14 protein-coding genes are annotated in these 16,810 nt (G+C 62.3%); 6 read left to right on the top strand and 8 right to left on the bottom strand.

Annotated features, from left to right (window positions below; all coding sequences use genetic code 11):
- Positions 1 to 86: 86 nt before the first annotated feature.
- From IB235_RS14340 to IB235_RS14325, 4 genes are all read right to left on the bottom strand, one after another.
- Positions 87 to 398, bottom strand: coding sequence for a hypothetical protein (locus IB235_RS14340; RefSeq protein ID WP_192337281.1), 312 nt, complete (start codon positions 396 to 398; stop codon positions 87 to 89).
- Between the two features lie 54 nt (positions 399 to 452).
- Positions 453 to 761 carry a hypothetical protein gene (locus IB235_RS14335; RefSeq protein ID WP_192337280.1) on the bottom strand — a complete coding sequence of 103 codons (309 nt, stop codon included), beginning with the start codon at positions 759 to 761 and terminating at the stop codon, positions 453 to 455.
- Between the two features lie 288 nt (positions 762 to 1,049).
- Positions 1,050 to 4,181, bottom strand: coding sequence for an efflux RND transporter permease subunit (locus tag IB235_RS14330; protein WP_192337279.1), 3,132 nt, complete (start codon positions 4,179 to 4,181; stop codon positions 1,050 to 1,052).
- Positions 4,182 to 4,207: 26 nt separating this feature from the next.
- Entirely contained in the window at positions 4,208 to 5,356 is a 1,149-nt protein-coding gene (locus tag IB235_RS14325) for an efflux RND transporter periplasmic adaptor subunit (RefSeq protein WP_192337278.1), read from the bottom strand.
- 840 nt (positions 5,357 to 6,196) lie between these two features.
- Between IB235_RS14325 and IB235_RS25150 the strand changes: the two genes are divergently transcribed.
- The 5 genes from IB235_RS25150 (at position 6,197) to IB235_RS14305 (ending at position 12,017) form a co-directional block, all read left to right on the top strand.
- Positions 6,197 to 6,412: a hypothetical protein gene (locus tag IB235_RS25150; protein WP_225612325.1), complete on the top strand. Its 216-nt coding sequence runs from the start codon at positions 6,197 to 6,199 to the stop codon at positions 6,410 to 6,412.
- Between the two features lie 6 nt (positions 6,413 to 6,418).
- A complete protein-coding gene (locus IB235_RS25145; protein WP_370576898.1) occupies positions 6,419 to 6,514 on the top strand; it encodes an N-6 DNA methylase in 96 nt (31 codons plus the stop codon).
- Positions 6,515 to 6,830: 316 nt separating this feature from the next.
- Entirely contained in the window at positions 6,831 to 7,280 is a 450-nt protein-coding gene (locus tag IB235_RS14315; RefSeq protein ID WP_370576894.1) for an ImuA family protein, read from the top strand.
- On the top strand, positions 7,195 to 8,670 hold the full coding sequence (locus IB235_RS14310) for a DNA polymerase Y family protein (RefSeq protein ID WP_192337276.1): 1,476 nt from the start codon (positions 7,195 to 7,197) through the stop codon (positions 8,668 to 8,670). The genes IB235_RS14315 and IB235_RS14310 overlap by 86 nt, the downstream gene beginning before the upstream one ends.
- The gene (locus IB235_RS14305) at positions 8,667 to 12,017 is read left to right on the top strand and encodes an error-prone DNA polymerase (protein WP_192337275.1); all 3,351 of its coding nucleotides are present in this window, start codon (positions 8,667 to 8,669) and stop codon (positions 12,015 to 12,017) included. The genes IB235_RS14310 and IB235_RS14305 overlap by 4 nt, the downstream gene beginning before the upstream one ends.
- A 44-nt stretch (positions 12,018 to 12,061) precedes the next feature.
- Here the strand turns inward: IB235_RS14305 and IB235_RS14300 are convergent, their stop codons facing one another.
- Both IB235_RS14300 and IB235_RS14295 read right to left on the bottom strand, forming a co-directional pair.
- The gene (locus tag IB235_RS14300; protein WP_192337274.1) at positions 12,062 to 12,997 is read right to left on the bottom strand and encodes an MYG1 family protein; all 936 of its coding nucleotides are present in this window, start codon (positions 12,995 to 12,997) and stop codon (positions 12,062 to 12,064) included.
- Positions 12,998 to 13,114: 117 nt separating this feature from the next.
- The gene (locus IB235_RS14295) at positions 13,115 to 13,426 is read right to left on the bottom strand and encodes an ETC complex I subunit (RefSeq protein ID WP_192337273.1); all 312 of its coding nucleotides are present in this window, start codon (positions 13,424 to 13,426) and stop codon (positions 13,115 to 13,117) included.
- A 149-nt stretch (positions 13,427 to 13,575) separates the two neighbouring features.
- Between IB235_RS14295 and uvrB the strand changes: the two genes are divergently transcribed.
- Complete coding sequence (gene uvrB / locus IB235_RS14290; protein WP_192337272.1) at positions 13,576 to 15,762, top strand: excinuclease ABC subunit UvrB; 2,187 nt, start codon at positions 13,576 to 13,578, stop codon at positions 15,760 to 15,762.
- On the opposite strand, the gene IB235_RS14285 is transcribed toward uvrB, so the two are convergent.
- Positions 15,759 to 16,049 (bottom strand): I78 family peptidase inhibitor, encoded by a 291-nt coding sequence (locus tag IB235_RS14285; protein WP_192337271.1) that lies wholly within the window; start codon positions 16,047 to 16,049, stop codon positions 15,759 to 15,761. The two genes, uvrB and IB235_RS14285, sit on opposite strands and share 4 nt — an antisense overlap.
- Before the next feature lie 102 nt (positions 16,050 to 16,151).
- The gene (gene parA, locus IB235_RS14280; protein ID WP_192337270.1) at positions 16,152 to 16,787 is read right to left on the bottom strand and encodes a ParA family partition ATPase; all 636 of its coding nucleotides are present in this window, start codon (positions 16,785 to 16,787) and stop codon (positions 16,152 to 16,154) included.
- Positions 16,788 to 16,810 lie beyond the last annotated feature (23 nt).

Genomic DNA, 16,810 nt, shown 5'->3' with positions numbered 1-16,810 from the left:
TGTCCACCCCATAGTCCCTGAGAAACTCCACCGTAGTCGCCATCGCGAAACTCCCGCCCAATCTCCATCAGGCGCGAAATCTCAGGTCACGTGAAAATGCGGAAGGTGGGGCACAGGCGCCGCTTACTCTCCCCCGCGTGGATGAGTTCATGCAGCGCGCTGCTGGCGAAGTCCTGAGTGACGCGGTCAGAGCCAAGATCCTGCGCGGTGCTGGTGAGGCCGCCGGCCTGGAGCGGCTCGACCATTACCAATTTCTGGATGCCCGGCGGATCTATCTGCAAGGCCGTGCCGCAGCCTATCTCGGGGCCAGCAAGCGCACCGAGCCGGATTTCGCGGATGCGCTCGATCTTGCCGAGCATCTGACTGGTAAGACGAACCTGTACCGCCAGTCGCCGCAACCAATGCTCCGCCCCCTGCCATCCCCAACCCCGAGCCAGCCTATGATCCGACGATCACTGCAATCGCCGACCGCCTGACGGGCCGCAAGGAAACGCTGGCTGGCCACCGACAAGACCACCTACCAGATCCGCAATACCGCCAGCCTGTTTGTCGAGGCCACCGGCATCAGCGATATCCAGCACCTGAAACAGTCCGATCGAGGCCATCTGCCGAACTCCACTATTGCTAACGCAGCCGGCAATCGATGCGCAGCCATGGGTGTTCTGAGCCGCAGGCTGGGGGCAGGACTTCGCTTGGATTTCTGGCGTCGAGGCTCGTGGATCTGTGGCGATGTCCGGCTTCAGGTTGGCATGTTTTAGCATCGACCCACTACTTAGGCTGCGAGCGGGTAGTGCCCCGTGGTCCAGCCCGAGGGGGCACTCCAAACTCCGGGTCATTTCTGGGTGGAAATTAACATCTACGGGTGTCTCGCGGCTTTTTGTCGTTATTTTTCCTTTTCCCGTACAGAGCCCGAACTCGGCAGGATGTCAGGGCAAGGCGTTGGCCAACTGGCGTCCATTGACCAACCAAAAGATCATGTAGGCTGAGGACTATACCGAATTCCTGTTCTTCGCGCCTCTGCGCTGCCTGACGTCCCCGCCGGAGCGGCGCTATTCCGGGGCCTTGGTCCGTCCTCCGTGGACCTTTTCGCGCAAAGTCTGGATCAGCATGAAGAAGATCGGCACGAAGATCGTCCCGGCCACCGCCGACATGATCGTGCCGCCAAACACTGCCAGCCCCAGCGACACCCGGCTGGCCGCGCCCGCGCCGGTCGCGATGACCAGCGGGAACACCCCAGCGATAAAGGCAAGGCTGGTCATCATCACTGGACGGAAGCGCAACCGGGCGGCGGTGATCGTGGCCTCATACAGGTCCATGCCCTCGACTTCACGCAGTGACTTGCCGAACTCGACGATCAGGATGGCAGTCTTGGCGGCAAGCCCGATCAGAAGCAGCAAGCCGATCTGGCCGTAAAGGCTGAGCGGTTGCCCGGCGAGGCCCGTGCCCAGCAGCGCCCCCACCAGCGCAATTGGCACCGACAGGATGATCGCGAAAGGGGTCAGGAAGGATTCGTAAAGCGCGGCCAGGAACAGGAAGGTAAAGACCAGCGACAGCCCCAGCGCAATCGGTACGGCATTGCCGGATTTGCGTTCCTCAAAGCTGGAATCGGTCCATTCCGAGCGGAAGCCGGGCAAAGCATTGGCCGCCTCGACCTGCTCCATCGCGTCCATGGCATTGCCAGAGCTGAACCCGCCGGGACCGTTGGCGATGCCGGTGATCGTCGCGGAATTGTAGGTGTTGTAGCGGTAAAGCACATCCGCGCCTCGGCTGGGCTTGACCGTCACCAGCGTGCTCAGCGGCACAAGTTCCCCGCCATGATTGCGCACATAAAGGTCGTTCAGGTCGCTTTCGTTCTGGCGGAACTCGGCATCGGCCTGAACCATGACGCGGTAGGTTTCGCCAAACAGGTTGAAGTCGTTGACATAGGCCCCGCCCAGCTCGGTCTGCAGCGTCATGAAGATGTCGCTGATCGCCACGCCCAGCGTCTTGGCGCGGAGGCGGTCGACGACGATTTCAAGTTGCGGCGCGCCCGCGTTGAAGGTGCTGAAGGCGCGGGCAATCTCGGGGCGCGCGTTGGCGGCGGCGATCAGGGTTTGCAGAGCCTGTGCCAGCTCATCCGGCGTGCGGCCTTGGGTGTCCTCAAGGACGTAGGAGAAGCCGGCGACTGTCCCAAGACCGGGAATGGCCGGAGCGCCAAAGACCGTTACCACCGCCTCGGGGATCTGGGCGAACTGGGCCTGATACTTGCGCTGCAAGGCGGCCTGTGACTGCTCGGCAGATTTGCGTTCCTCCCACGGTTTCAGCTTGGCGATGATCATGCCGGTATTCGATTGCAACGCGGTGTTCAGGATCGAATAGCCGTTGACCGACAGGACGTTCTCGACCGACTCGTCGGCCTTCAACGCATCGCCGATCTTGTCCATCACCAGCTCGGTCCGACCCAGCGCGGCGGCCTGCGGCAATTGTACGTCGACAATGAAAAAGCCCTTGTCCTCATCGGGAATGAAGCTGGTGGGGGTATGGGTGAACAGGAAAAACAGCGCAGCGAACATGCCCACGATCAGCGCGACGCTGATCAGCAGGTGATGCGCCAGCCAGCCGACGATGGCGACATAGGCATTCGTCACCTTGTCGAAGAAGCGGTTGAAGGCGCGGATGACGAAATTCGGCTCTCCGCCGGATTTCATCAGGGTCGCGGCCAGCGCCGGGCTAAGCGTCATGGCATTGATCATCGAGATCAGCACCGAGACCACCAGCGTCGTCCCGAAGTTCGCAAACATCCGCCCGGTGATGCCGGGCAGCAGCGTGGCCGGGCCAAAGACCGCCGCCAGCACTAATGATGTGGCGACGATCGGCCCCGCGACCTCTTGCATGGCCTTTTTCGTCGCCTCGCGCGGGGATAGCCCGTCGTGATGCATCAGCCGCTCGACGTTCTCGACCACGATGATCGCATCGTCCACGACCACCCCGATGGCAAGGATCAGCGCGAACAGCGTCACCGTATTGATGGTCAGGCCAAGCGCGTAAAGCACCGCCAGCGTGCCGATGATCGACACCGGCACGGCAATCGCCGGGATCAGCGTCGCCCGCACGCTGCCAAGGAAGATATAGGTCACGACGATCACCAGCAGCACGGTGAAGATCAGCGTGATCGCGGTTTCCTCAAGCGAGGCGGCGATGAAAAGCGTCGTGTCATGGCCGACGGCATATTCGATGCCTTCTGGGAAATCGGCGGATAGTTCGTCCATCTTGGCGCGGACCGCCTTGGCGACATCAAGCGAGTTGGCGTCGGACAGCTTGTAGATCGCCATCAGCACGCCCGGCGCGTTGTTGAACTCGCCGTAGCCTTTGTAGACCTCGACCCCCAGCTCGATGCGGGCCACATCGGAAAGCCGCAGGACCGAACCCCCAGCATCGGCGCGCAGCACGATATTGCCGAATTCCTCCTCATTCTTCAGTCGGCCCTGCGCGGTCAGGACATACTGGAACTCAGTCGTGGCGGGGCTGGGCGCGGCGCCAAGCTGCCCGACCGCGGCCTGAATGTTCTGGTCCCGGATGGCGGCGACGACCTCATTGACGGTGATGCCCTGATTGGCCAGCTTCACCGGATCGAGCCACGCCCGCATGCCGTAATCCAGCGCGCCGATGATGCTGGCCTCTGACACGCCGGGCAGGCGACCCAGCTCGGCCTCGATGTTCAGACTGGCATAGTTCGACAGGAACACGCGGTCGAAGCGGTCGTCCGGGGATAGCAGGTTGACGACCATCAGCATGTCGGGGTTGCGCTTGCGCACGCTGACGCCGCGACGGCGGACTTCCTCGGGCAATTGCGCCTCGGCCAGCTTGACGCGGTTCTGCACATCGACCTGCGCCAGATCGGCATCCGTGCCGATCTCAAAGGTGATGGTCAGGGTATAGCTGCCGTCGCTGGCTGATTTCGAGGACATGTAGACCATGCCCTCGGTCCCGTTGACCTGCGATTCGATGGGTGAGGCGATGGAATCGCGCACCGTATCGGCACTGGCGCCAGGGAAGTTAGCGCGCACCACGACCTTGGGGGCCGCAATGTCGGGATATTGGTCGATCGGCATGACAACCAAGGTCAGCAACCCCATCAGGGTGATGACGATCGAGATGACAAAGGCAAATCGTGGCCGGCGGATGAAAAACTGCGGTCCCATATCGGTTCAATCCCCGTGCGGCCAGGTCATTTCTTGAATGGTTCGGTCTTGACGCTGACGCCCTCGCGGACTTTTTGCAGCCCCTCGACGATGACGGTCGCGCCTTCCTCCAGCCCGTCGATGACGGTCCAGTCAGCGCCGTCACGGATGCCGACCTGAATGTTCTTGCGCAGGACCTTGCCCTCGGCATCCACGGTCATCACGTAATGGCCCTGCTGATCCTGCCCGACGGCGCGCTGCGGCACGGTCACGGCGTTGACGGCTTGCGCGGCATTGCCCCGGATGGTGACATTCATGCCGGGCAGTAGCACCCCGTCAGGGTTTGCGAATTCGGCGCGGGCCGCGATCGAGCCCCGAGTGGCCGCCGCCTGAAAATCCCAACTGACGAACTTGCCGGTATGAGGATATTCCTGCCCGCTGGGCAGGACCAGGGTCAGCACCAGCTTGGGGATTTCGACCTGCGCGGCACGCATGTCATCGCGGCGCTGGATGAAGATGTCGTAATTCTGCTGGCTGATAAAACCCAACGCGTAAATCGGATCGAGCGCGACCATTTCCGCCAAAGGCAGTGGTTGTGTCGGGTTGTTGGGCATCACGATATCGCCCACGCTGGCATAGGCGGCGCTGATCCGCCCCTCGAACGGAGCATAGATCCTGGTGTCGGCCACGACCTTGTCGGCACGCTCGACTGCGGCCTGCGCTGAAGCGACCTGGGCCTTGGCGGCATCCAGTTGCGCGGTGGCCAGATCCAGCTCCGATTTCGCCGCTGACTGTCGGCGAACCAGGGTCTGCTTGCGTTCGAATTCCAACTGCCGCTCGCCCTGCTGGGCGCGGGCCACGGCCAGCGCAGCTTTGGCCTCAGCCAAGGCAAAACGGGCCTCGCGGTCGTCCATTTCAAAGAGCAGGTCGCCTTTTTTCACCACCGCGCCCGGCAGGACATAGCTGGCGACCACCTGCGAGGTGGTGAAGGGCCGGATCGTGGCCTTCTGCTCGGCCTCGATCACCGCGGGATGGGTGAATTCGGGATGGATCTCGCGCATGGCGGTGGTCTGGACAAGGACCGTCTGCGCGGGTGCGGCTTCCTGTGCGCGGGCTGGCGAGAGCACCGGATGGGTGGCGGCAATGGCAAGTACAAAAATCAGGGCAGGAAAGCGACGAGAGGTGGCAAGGGGCATCGGGCATGTCCTTGGTCCGGGGATCTCTGCGCCGACGCTAGCAAAGCCGATATCTTCAAGTAAACGGGCTTAATCTGGTCGTCTTTCAAAAATATACCGACTCCATGGGTATCCGTTACATATATGCTGCTGGGTAGGGGCAAATGTTGGAGCCAGAGGCGGATGCAGCGCAACCTGCTTGCAGTAGCAATTAGGCGGCAGCCTCATCCGCACTGCGCGAAACGACCCGCGATCTCGCGGCGCTTGGCCTGAGCGTCAGCTTCGGAGAGCGCGGCAACAACATCCGCTTGGTTGACCGACCGCTTGGGATTGCGCAAAACTTGCTGCAACCGCATTCGCGCCGCTCTGCGCGAACGGCACCTGAGGGCTCGCGATACCCGTCATTCCCCAGTCCATAATGGTCCGCCTCGGCCATATTGCGGCGACTGCGATGCCGCACCTTTATCAGCCAGCTTACCGTCCGACATGTCGGGCGCGAACCAGCTTGCTCTCCACATGACGCACATGCAGCGAATGGCAGCGAGGTCGGCATCTCGGACCCATGCCATCTGCGGCTGCTTTGGAGTGTCGGAGATTCGTCGATTTATTTGAAATCGGGTTCGTGCGATCAGATGTGCTGTTAATCCGTGCGTCATCCTAACCGCCGACCCATTCGAAGAAGATCAGGGTTTGCTGCATAAGATGTTTATTGGCTGCGAATCCCACCTCCCCAGCCAACTCAGCGTAACAAGTTGATCCGTTGAGGCTTCGTGATTTTTGGGTCAGAAATGGCATCATCAACTTCATCTTCCGTCGCGGCGCGATCTACACTTGGCGTCGCCGGATCCCAGCGCGGATCCCATGCGACGCAAGAAGGTCGAAAAGACCGTCAACGCCGAGCATGATCGGAAACGCCATGCCGACCACTTCAGCCCCGCTATCCGCGGCTATGATGGCTCGCTGCTGTCCTTGATACACCTGCTGTCCAAGATGCGCCCGACCGCGCAAGGCGGCTCGTGCTTCGGCATCGTCCTGAATGGCTCACCCCTCTTCACCGGCGGAGCGGGCTCGGGTTAAAGCGAAATCCGCCGCCATGTGCTAGATTCCGATTTGGTCGAGGCCATCGTCGCCCTGCCGACCGACATATTCTACAACACCGGCAGCGATACCTGTGTCTAGATCCTGATCGACCGCAAACCTGAGGCGCGCAAGGTCCAGCTGATCGACGGATCGGGCTTTTGGTGGAAAATGTGCAAAAGCCTCAGCTCCAAGCGCAAGGAACCTGCCTCCAAAACGGCTTGACCGACTGTCAGGTCAGACGAAACTTCGATCAGCCGAACCAACGGACCCTCTCATCTCGATGCATGTCATTCCATCCCTTCCCCTACGTTCGACACGCGTGCATGAGGCTTGCGGACCTAGCGCGGCTGTCTTTGCTGCAATTGCCTGCTCCGGGACCAAAGGGCGGTTGCTGTGGATTTGCGAAGATCGGAGGATGGAAAGGCTGCTTCCGACCGGGCTGGCAGAGTTTATCGACCCCGATCGGCTCATGGTTGCGGATACCCGGAACCAGACCGATACCCTTGCCGTCGCCGAAGAGGCGCTGAAGGACGGCGCCATCGCTCTTGTCGTGATGGAGATAACTCGCCCGCTGAACCTGCGTGAAGGGCGGCGATTGCAGCTTGCTGCCAAGGCTGGGAACGCGACCGGCCTTTGCCTGATCCCCGAAGGTATGGGCAGCAACGCGGCTGAGACGCGTTGGCGATGCAGCCCGGTTTTCGACCCCGAAGATGGGGGCGACTCGACTTTGATGCAGTGGGAAATTATAAAGAACAAAAAGGGAACTTTGGGAGCGTGGCATGTTCGATGGAATGCAGCGACGCATCGTCTCGATGTGGTTTCCCCGGTTGCCGACGGACCGGGCGCTGCGACTGTGCCCGATTGACGCCCCCTTTGCGCTGAGCCTGCGCCACGGCAATACCGATCGCATTCATGATCTGAACCGACAGGCCGAGACGCAGGGCCTGCATCGTGGCATGACGATTTCCGAAGCTCGCGTCTATTGCTCGGATCTGCGAACAAGGCAGGCCGATCCGGTGGGCGACCGGCGTTTTCTGACAGGCCTGCGGCGTTGGGCATTGCGTTACTGCCCTTGGGTCGGGATAGAGGATACGGATGGGCTGACGCTGGATATCTCGGGTGCCGCGCATCTGTTCGGCGGAGAAGAGGCGCTGTTGGCCGATATGCGCGCGCGTCTGGACCGTGCCGGGATCGAGGTGCGGCTGGGCCTAGCCGATGGACGCGGCGCGGCTTGGGCGCTGTCCCATTTTGGCGAGGGCATCGCAGCCCCCGTTGCAAGCGAGACGGCCTTGAGCAGCTTGCCGGTTGCCGCATTGCAGATCGAGCCAGACACCATCATCGCCTTGCAGCGTTTTGGTCTGAACAGCATCGGCGCACTTGCCGCAGCCGCCCGCGCACCGCTGGGCCGGCGCTTTGGTCCCGGATTGCTGACCCGTCTTGATCAGGCCCTTGGCCGACAGTCCGAATCGATTACCCCCCTGACCGAGCCACCGCACTATGCCGTGCGCCTGACCCTACCCGAACCGATCGGATTGACCGCAGATGTCATGGCGGGGCTGGAGCGGTTGCTGCAGGCCTTATGCGCCAAGCTGAAGGCGCATGAGGCAGGGGCACGGGTCCTGTGCCTGACCTTGCTGCGAGTGGATCAGCACAGCCAGACGGTTCCGCTGCGTTTGGCCGCAGCGATGCGCGATCCTGCCCGGATCTTGCCGCTGTTTGTCCGCGGGATCGAGGATGTCGACTCAGGCTTTGGTATCGACCAACTACGACTTGCGGCGACGGTGGTCGAACCCCTGCCCTTGCAGCAGATCGGGCAGGATATCGCCACGCCCGAACAACTGGATAATCTGATAACCCGCATCGGCACGCGGATCGGGCTGGATAACATCCGGCGCTTCCAGCCTCTGGACAGCCACATCCCCGAGCGCAGTTTCCAGCTGGTTCCGGTGGCGGATTCGCAGCCTCGTAAGGGCTGGTTGACCCAACGCCAGCGCCCTTTGCGGCTGTTCCCGCCAGAACCTGTCACCGCCCGTGGCTCGACCCCGCCCGAACGGTTTCGCTGGCGGCGAATGAGCCTGAGCACCGGTCGCGCCATCGGACCCGAGCGGATCGCGCCGGAATGGTGGGTAGAGGATGACGGCTGGCGATCCGGCATCCGCGATTACTGGCGTGTCGAAACGCATCAGGGAAGGCGATTGTGGATGTATTACACCCCGCAGCGCCCCGCCTGGTTCGTGCAGGGGGAATTTCCATGACCCCGGCCCCGTCCTGTCCCGCGCCCTCCTACGCAACTTCGCCGCAATATGCCGAACTTTGTGTCACCACGAACTTTACCTTCCTGACCGGTGCCTCGCATCCCGAGGAACTGGTCTTGCGCGCGGCCGAACTGGGTCTGAAGGCGATTGCCATTACCGATCGCAACTCGCTTGCCGGTGTCGTCCGGGCTTGGAGCACTCTGCGCGATCTGGCCAAGGAGACCGGGGAAACCCTGCGCGTCCGTTCGAGCACTTGCCATGATCCCAGCTCACGGCAGGAAATCGGGCAGGCGCTGGATCTGCCAGCCCCCACCGATCCAAGGCTGCCCAAGCTGATCGTCGGTGCCCGACTGGTCTTGCAGGACTGCCCGGTCGAGTGGCTGGCCCTGCCGATGGATCGCCCGGCCTATGCGCGTCTGTCGCGGTTGCTGACCCTGGGCAAGCGCCGGGCAGGAAAGGCGGAATGCCACCTGATGCTGGCCGATCTTGAGCAGGGCTGTCAGGGCATGATCCTGATCGCCGTGCCGCCCGCCGATCTGGCGCAGGCCCTGATACCGTTGCAGCGTCTTGGCCGTTGCTATCCCCGGAATGTCTTTCTGGGGGCAGCGCCGCGCTATGATGGCTCGGATCAGGCATGGTTCGATGCCTGTGCGCGGATGGCGCTTGCCGCATCGACGCCAATGGTGGCCGTGGGCGATGTGCTGATGCACCGGGCGTCCCGTCGGCCGCTGGCCGATGTGCTGACCTGCATGCGCAACCACATCACCATCGACCAGATCGGGACTCGCGCCCTGCTGAACGCCGAACGCCGCCTGAAACCCCCGGCCGAGATGGCCCGGCTTTACCACCGATACCCTGCCGCCATCCACCGCACGCTGGAAATCGCCACGCGATGCAGCTTTGATCTGATCCAGCTAGGTTATGATTATCCTGATGAAACGGCGAATGGTGAGGCGCCGCAGCCAAGGCTTGAACGGCTGGTTCAGGAAGGCCTGCTGCGCCGCTGTCAGGGAAACGTGCCCGAACGGTTCCGCAAGCTGGCCGAAAAGGAACTGACGCTGGTGGGAGAGGTGAAATACGCCCCCTACTTCCTGACGGTCCATGACATCGTGACCTATGCGCGATCGCAAGGCATTCTGTGTCAGGGACGTGGCTCGGCGGCGAACTCGATCATCTGCTGGGCGCTTGGCATCACCGATGTCAGCCCCGACACGATCCAGATGGTTTTCGAACGCTTCATCTCGCGCCATCGGGGTGAGCCGCCCGACATCGACGTGGATTTCGAACATGAGCGCCGCGAAGAAGTGATCCAGTGGATCTACGGCAAATACACGCGGGACCGGGCGGGGCTTTGTGCCACCGTGATCCATTTCCGCTCGCGCGCCGCGATCCGTGAGGTCGGCAAGGTCATGGGCTTGTCTCAGGATGTGACGGCCAACCTTTCGGGGCTGGTCTGGGGCATCTCGAACAAGGGTGCCGATCCTGATCAGATCCGCGCGCTGGGTCTGAATCCCGACGATCGCCGACTGGCCCAGACGATTTCCCTGATCCGCGACATGATCGGGTTTCCGCGACACCTAAGCCAGCATGTCGGCGGCTTCGTCATCACCCGGGGGCGGTTGGACGAACTCTGCCCGATCGAGAATGCCGCGATGGAGGACCGCACCTGCATCGAATGGGACAAGGACGATATCGACGCGCTGAACATCCTCAAGGTCGATGTGCTCAGCTTGGGAATGCTGACCTGCATCCGCAAGGCGTTCGATCTGCTGCGCGATCACGAGGGGATATCGCACAGTCTGGCCACCGTTCCGCCGGAGGACAGCCCGACCTATGACATGCTGTGCCGCGCCGATGCCATCGGCGTCTTTCAGGTCGAAAGCCGGGCACAGATGAATTTCCTGCCGCGAATGCAGCCCAGGACATTCTACGACCTGGTGATCGAGGTCGCCATCGTGCGTCCGGGTCCGATTCAGGGGGGCATGGTCCAACCCTATATCAGGCGGCGTCAGGGAATCGAACCGGTCAGCTACCCCTCGCCCGAAATGGAGGAGGTGCTGCACAAGACGCTTGGCGTTCCGCTGTTTCAGGAACAGGCCATGCGGATCGCCGTGGTCGCCGCAGGGTTTTCCCCCGAGGATGCCGACCGGTTGCGGCGTTCTTTGGCCTCGTTTCGCAATTTGGGCACGGTTCACAAGTTCGAACGGCAGTTCATCGATGGCATGATCAAGAACGGGTACGATCCTGACTTCGCAACGCGCTGCTGTGCGCAGGTCAGGGGGTTTGCCGATTACGGTTTCCCAGAAAGCCACGCAGCTGCCTTTGCCCTGCTGACCTACGTGTCGTCATGGCTGAAATGCCATCATCCGGCAATTTTCGCCTGTGCCTTGCTCAACAGCCAGCCCATGGGGTTTTACGCACCCGCCCAGATCGTGCGCGACGCCCGCGAGCACGATATCGAGGTCCGCCCCATCTGCGTCAATCACAGCGATTGGGACAATACGCTGGAACGCCGCGCGGACGGGCAACTGGCGCTGCGGCTGGGTTTACGGCAGATCAAGGGCTTTCGCGAGGCTGATGCCGTCCGGATCTCGGCCATGCGCGGCAATGGCTATCCCGACCCGGAAAGCCTGTGGCTGCGCACCGGCCTTGTACCCGCGGCGCTGAAGCATCTGGCCGAAGCCGATGCCTTTGCCGGCATGGGCCTGCCCCGGCGCGATGCCCTATGGGCGGTGCAGGCCATTCGCGCGCCCGCGCCGCTACCGCTGTTTGACGACCCGATCGATGGGGAAGGACTGAACGAACCACAGGTTACGTTGCCGGTCATGCATCTGGGCGAAGAGGTGGTCGAGGATTACGTCGCGACCCGCCTGACGCTGCGCGCCCACCCGATGGAGCTTCTGCGCGCCTCGATTCCCGGCCTGACACCGCATGCAGAGCTGACCTCGGCGGTGGGCCGGATATCGGTCTGTGGTCTGGTCATCACCCGTCAACGTCCGGGCACCGCTTCCGGAGTGGTTTTTCTGACGCTTGAGGATGAAACCGGCGTGTCCAATGTCGTCGTCTGGAATCGGGTCTTTGAGCGCTACCGTCGGGCCGTGATGGGCGCGCGTCTGCTTCGCGTTTCTGGCCGGGTCGAGCGTCAGGGTGCTGTCACTCACCTGATTGCAGAGCGGTTCGAGGATCTGTCCCATCGTCTTGCAGATCTGGGCCACCCGCTGGACCACATGGTCGGCATCACCACGCCACAGGCGGATGACACCCCTCGCCCGGCGCGGCACCGATCTCATGCGCGGCACCCGCGGGAACAGGCCAAGCGCTTGTTCCCAAGCCGCGATTTCCATTGATTAGTTTTGTGCTCCCGTCCCTCACAGGTCGGTCAGCAACAACATTAACCCGCTGGATGGGTTTCAGCAGCCTGCACCGCCAGCTCAGCCATCCGAAGGATCGCATCGCGGCTTTCAGCCACCGCAATGAACCGCCCGTTGTGACAGAATTTGGCACCCTTGACACCGGATGCGGCCTCCAACGCCTCATCGGTCAGGCCAGCCCAGGCTTCGGGCAGGTCGGCGCGCAGCGCGAAGCCGTCTTCGTCGCGGCGGATGCCGGTCAGGGTCCAGTCGCTCTCACGCGGATGAATCACGAAAAGCAGTTGGTCGGCCCCGGCTTTGACCACGGCCGATCGGAAGGGCATGCCCATGGGAAGCTCAAGGATGCGGCCCTCGCCTGCGGCGGCGATGGCGGCCTGAACCATGCTTTCGGCGCGGCGTTTGGCAGCCTTGCGGGCGATCGATGCCTCGACAAAGGCGCGGGCGACGATCAGCGCCCGGTCAAAGGCGCGGTCATCGGCATCAGGCGTGCGGTCATCGAAAACCGGCTTCAGGCTTTCCAGCAGCATCGGCAGGGTCAGGTCGGCCAGTAGCGGACCTGCCGCCGAGGGGCTGAGCGCGCCATTATCCATCAGGTCCACAGGCAGCACAAAGTCACGCTCGAATGAGGCGTGAATCGCGTCGATATCGACGTTCGGCACTTCCATCGCGCGCAGATAGTCGCGACCGAAATGGTGCCAGATCAGACCAAACGAGGAATAGGGCTGACCGTCCTCGCGCAACGGCGCGTCTTTCTGGTGGTGGTCAAAGATCTGCCGCGCGGCGTCGTAATTGCGGCCAACGTCATAAATCACCCGATCCGCAGCCGGAGTGATCCATTCGGCATCGCGGCTGCGGATCAGCCGGGCCTGCGGATGCAGCCGGGTCAGAATGACCGAGGACAGAAGCTCATCGGCATGGAAGCCGCCGGAATGGGTGACAAGGAATTCGATGGCCATCTTGGCACTCTCCGGAAAACAACATGACCGCCCAACGGGGCGGTCACGGGATATCAGAAATTTACGGAACCTTTGCTGCGCACCGGATTTGGAAGCAACTGTGGTCCGATTGACGGATCAGTGCGTCCAGGGGGCGCGGCGGTCGGTGGCGAAGTTTTCGCCGTAGCCGCGGGGACGGACGTTCTGGGCGCGGGCTTGCGGCTCGATCACCTCGAAATCCAGACCCTTCTCGCGGGCGTAATCCTCGGCCTGCTCGCGGGTCTCGAAGCGCAGGCGGACCTGGCTTTGGGTGTCGTCGCTGCTGGTCCAGCCCATCAGCGGGTCGATCTCGCGCGAATCCGCGGCCGGGAAGTCCAGAACCCAGTTCTTGGTGCGGGCCGTGCCCGACTGCATGGCGTTACGTGCAGGCTTGTAGATGCGGACGCGCATTGGCGGAAACCTCAGTTCTTGCTTGCCCGTCTTATCCAACAAGAGACAGCCGGGATCAAGATCTGCGGCCCATCCTTGGGATTAATGCCAAGAAGTCTTGCATCTGGGACAAAGCATGCCAGATTCCCACCGGAACAAAGGGTGAAACGATGGGCCATAACAACACCAACGCTCCGGTGACGCGCTTCCCCGAGGTCTCGCGCCCTAAGCTGGAGGGCGGCAAGCGCTTCGTCATGAAGTCGGAATTCCAGCCGGCGGGCGATCAGCCCACGGCAATCGCCGAACTGTCGCAGGGCGTGACGGCGGGTGAGCGCGATCAGGTGCTGCTGGGCGCAACCGGTACCGGCAAGACCTATACCATGGCCAAGGTGATCGAGGCGACGCAGCGCCCGGCCATCATCCTTGCCCCGAACAAGACCTTGGCAGCCCAGCTTTACGGCGAGTTCAAGGGCTTCTTCCCCGACAACGCGGTCGAATATTTCGTCAGCTATTACGACTACTACCAGCCCGAGGCCTATGTCGCGCGCAGCGATACCTATATCGAGAAGGAATCCCAGATCAACGAGGCCATCGACCGGATGCGCCACTCGGCCACCCGGGCGCTTCTGGAACGTGATGATGTGATTATCGTGGCCTCGGTTTCCTGCATCTACGGCATCGGCTCGGTCGAGACCTATTCGGCGATGACGCAGGACATGATCGTGGGCCAGCTTTACGATCAGCGCGAGTTTCTGGCCGAGCTGGTCGCCCAGCAATATCGCCGCCTTGACGCCGCTTTCCAGCGCGGCGGCTTCCGGGTGCGCGGCGATCTGGTCGAGGTCTGGCCCGCCCACCTCGAAGACCGGGCATGGCGTTTCGATTTCTTCGGCAATGAGCTTGAGGCGATCACCGAATTCGACCCGCTGACCGGGCAGAAGACCGACAGTTTCAAGCAGATCCGCATCTATGCGAACAGCCACTATGTGACGCCGCGTCCGACGATGCAGCAGGCCACCAAGGGCATCAAGGCCGAGCTTCTGGGCCGCTTGAAACAGTTCACCGATGAGGGGAAACTGCTGGAAGCCCAGCGGCTGGAACAGCGCACCAATTTCGACCTCGAGATGCTGGAAGCGACCGGCGTCTGCAACGGGATCGAGAACTATTCCCGCTATCTGACCGGGCGCGCACCGGGCGAGCCGCCGCCCACGCTTTTCGAGTTTATCCCGGATAATGCTATTGTTTTCGCGGATGAATCCCACGTTTCCGTTCCGCAGATCGGTGGCATGTATCGGGGCGACTTCCGGCGCAAATTCACGCTTGCGGAACATGGCTTCCGCCTGCCCTCGTGCATGGACAACCGCCCGCTGAAATTCGAGGAATGGGACGCGATGCGCCCGCAATCGGTCTTTGTCAGCGCCACCCCCGCCCAATGGGAGATGGACCAGACCGGCGGCGTCTTCACCGAACAGGTCATCCGCCCGACGGGGCTGATCGACCCCCCGATCGAGATCCGCCCGGTCGAGATGCAAGTGGACGATCTGCTCGATGAGGTGCGCAAGGTTGCTGCCGCCGGTTACCGCACCTTGGTCACCACGCTGACCAAGCGCATGGCCGAGGATCTGACCGAATATCTGCATGAACAAGGTATCCGCATCCGCTACATGCACAGCGACATCGACACCATTGAGCGGATCGAGATCCTGCGCGACCTGCGACTGGGCGCCTTCGACGTGCTGGTTGGCATCAACTTATTGCGCGAAGGCCTTGATATTCCTGAATGTGGTTTAGTTGCCATTCTGGACGCCGACAAGGAGGGCTTCCTGCGTTCGGAAACTTCACTGATCCAGACCATTGGCCGCGCGGCGCGCAATGCCGAGGGTCGCGTCATCATGTATGCCGACCGGATCACCGGCAGCATGGAACGCGCCATGGCTGAAACCGAACGCCGCCGCGTCAAGCAGGTCGCCTATAACGAAGAACATGGCATCACCCCCCAGACCGTGCGCAAGAATGTCGAGGACGTGCTGGCCGGTCTGTGGCAAGGCGACACCGACCAGTCCCGCGTCACCGCCAAGGTCGACACGCCGATGGTCGGCCCGAACCTTGCCGCGCATCTGGACGGGCTGCGCGCGCAGATGCGCAAAGCCGCCGAGAATCTGGAATTCGAGGAAGCCGCGCGGCTGCGCGACGAGGTGAAGCGGCTCGAAGCCGTCGAGCTGGCCGTTGCGGACGACCCCCTTGCCCGTCAATCCGCCATTGAGGAGGCGGCCGAGGAAGCGGTCAAGGCCTCGGGTCGTTCGACGGCGGGCCGTGCGGGCCAGCGCGGCGGCAACAAGCGCTCAAAACGCTCGCGCTAGCCGCAGCTGACACGGACCAGCTTGCCGGTCTTGTCATGTTCGAAATTCAGCCGCTTCATGTTGTAATCCATGGTCAGCGGGTCGCCGGTGGTGAATTTGCGGAAAGGCGTGTTCGCCGGAACCGTGATCACCGGTGCGGTCTGACCGATCAGATGCACGAAATTGTTGGCGCCGCAGCTGTCATCCTCGAGCCGCGGCGGCGGGGCGGCTTCGGTTTCCTTAATTTCTGGCACGCAGGCCGCAAGCAAAAGCGGAAGGACGATGACGGCACGAAATGCGGGCTGCATGGACATTTCCTCTTTGACGGGACCGTGGCGGAACGTGGCATCGGGACAAAAGTTTCCGACACTTCAAGGCTGCTGCTGAAAGCGGCGGAAAATCGCGTGAAATCAGGCCATCCAGGTCAGGATTTCGTCGGTCAGAGCCTCGATTTCGGATTTCGCGGTCGGATTGCGCGAGCCATCCGGCGCGCCAAGACCAATGCCCAGCGTCTCGGCATAGGCGACGCGGTTGGCAACCTGCGCGGCGGCAACCTCGGCCCCCAGTTCGGTGGCCTTGCTGGCGATGTCGGCTGCCAGTCGCGTGTTCGGGCGGGTGCGGTTCAGGACGATCAGCGTCTCGCATTTCTCGCGCCGGGCAAGGTCCAGCACGCCCTCGGTCGCCCACAGGTCCACCTGGCTCGCGGCGACGGGGACCACGACCAGATTGGCCACGCGCAGCGCCGGGCGCAGGTCGCTGTCGATCTTGGGCGGCGTGTCGATAATGACGAAATCGAAGCGCTTCTTCAGCTTTTCCGATTCGTAGCTGGCCCCCCAGGCCGAGGAGGTGCTGAATTCCAGCAACTCATCCTCGCCCACCCGGTCCAGCCGCTCAAGGAACCAGCGGCCCATGCTGCCCTGTGGATCGGTATCCAGCAGGGCGACACTATGCCCCCGTGCGCGCAGCGAGACAGCAAGGTTCACCGCGATCGTGGTTTTACCCGATCCGCCCTTTTGCTGTGCAACGGTGATGATGCGCCCCGTCATGATCCGCCCCCTCGTCCCAGCCG

This window comes from Paracoccus sp. PAR01 (genome assembly GCF_014851995.1).
GTDB lineage: Bacteria > Pseudomonadota > Alphaproteobacteria > Rhodobacterales > Rhodobacteraceae > Paracoccus > Paracoccus litorisediminis.
Note: the sequence above shows the minus strand (reverse complement) of the source record. Positions and strands in the feature narration are given on the sequence as shown.